General features: G+C 69.1%; 2 protein-coding genes. One reads left to right on the forward strand and one right to left on the reverse strand.

Features of this window, described 5'->3' with window-relative positions; genetic code table 11:
* The coding region (locus Q7A36_RS40105) for a hypothetical protein (protein ID WP_305109377.1) at positions 1-206 on the forward strand (206 nt) is incomplete at its 5' end.
* Between the two features lie 142 nt (positions 207-348).
* Here the strand turns inward: Q7A36_RS40105 and Q7A36_RS40110 are convergent.
* Positions 349-1,031, reverse strand: a 683-nt coding sequence (locus tag Q7A36_RS40110) for a hypothetical protein (protein WP_305109378.1), incomplete at its 5' end; no start/stop codon positions are given.

Genomic DNA, 1,031 nt, shown 5'->3' on the forward strand with positions numbered 1-1,031 from the left:
CCGCCCTCAGGCACAGCCGCTCGAAGCTCTCCGTCGCCCCATCAGGCGCCCGATCTGCAGCCGATGGCGGCACCCCGGCCGCCGATGTGCTATTCCTCGTCATGGCGTTGCTTGCCCCTCGTGGATTCGACACCCCGAGCCTACCGGCTCAGGGCAGGCAACGCCGCCTCCATTTCCTCAACATCACCCGGGACATCCCCGAGTAGCGCCGGACCGAGGGTTTGCTCCCTGAACCTCCCGGCACGGCCGGTGTAGGCGGTCCTGCGAAGGGCCGCTTCGCGTCGCACTCAGCTGTTTCGGGACGAAGTCGGACGTCGCCTCGCCATGGAGGCGAGAATGAGATCCTCGTCACCGTATTGCCGGCCAGTGGGGTAGATCCGCGGTCAGTGCCGCCGTCAGCATGTCCCGGATGGTCGCGGCAGAGACGCAGGGTTCCTGGTGGCCGCCGCGGGCGGCGAAGACATCGGGGCGGAGGAGATAGAGGGCGGCCAGATCGTCCCAGAGCGAGGTCTTCTCCCAGCCTTCGGGATGGGCGCGCAGCATCGCCGCGATCACCGGCGCCATGTGCTTGCCTTGCGCAAGCGCGTCGATCCACTCCGGGACCGGCCGGAAGGCGTAGAGCTGCCTGCCGCTGGCATCGACGCCCGGCTCGGCCGTGCGGCAGGGCTCCAGGGCGTTCGGGATGTCCACCCAGGCGGCCCGCATCCGCCGGTCGGCCCGCTGCTGCCGCCCGATCAGCAGATCGAAAGCAGCGAAGCAGGAATCGAGGTCGTAGCGGCAGTTGAAGCCTTCCGGCTGGCACGTGAGTTCGTCGGGATAAGGCCGGCCCTGGGCGACAATCCGGTCGACGCGTTCCAGCACGTCCGCAGCGTAGCGCAGGAAGGACGTCCACGGCCCGATTACCAGCACGCTGATGCGGCGGCAGGCGGCCAGCTTCGGGCGGAGCGCCTCGGCAATGTCGGCGGTCGGCGGATCGGCGGCCGGAAACGGCGCTTCGAGCAGGTGGTTGTAGTGCGCCCGGATGCTGAGAC

Origin of the sequence: Paracraurococcus lichenis (genome assembly GCF_030657435.1) — a bacterium.
In the GTDB taxonomy this organism is placed as follows: domain Bacteria; phylum Pseudomonadota; class Alphaproteobacteria; order Acetobacterales; family Acetobacteraceae; genus Paracraurococcus; species Paracraurococcus lichenis.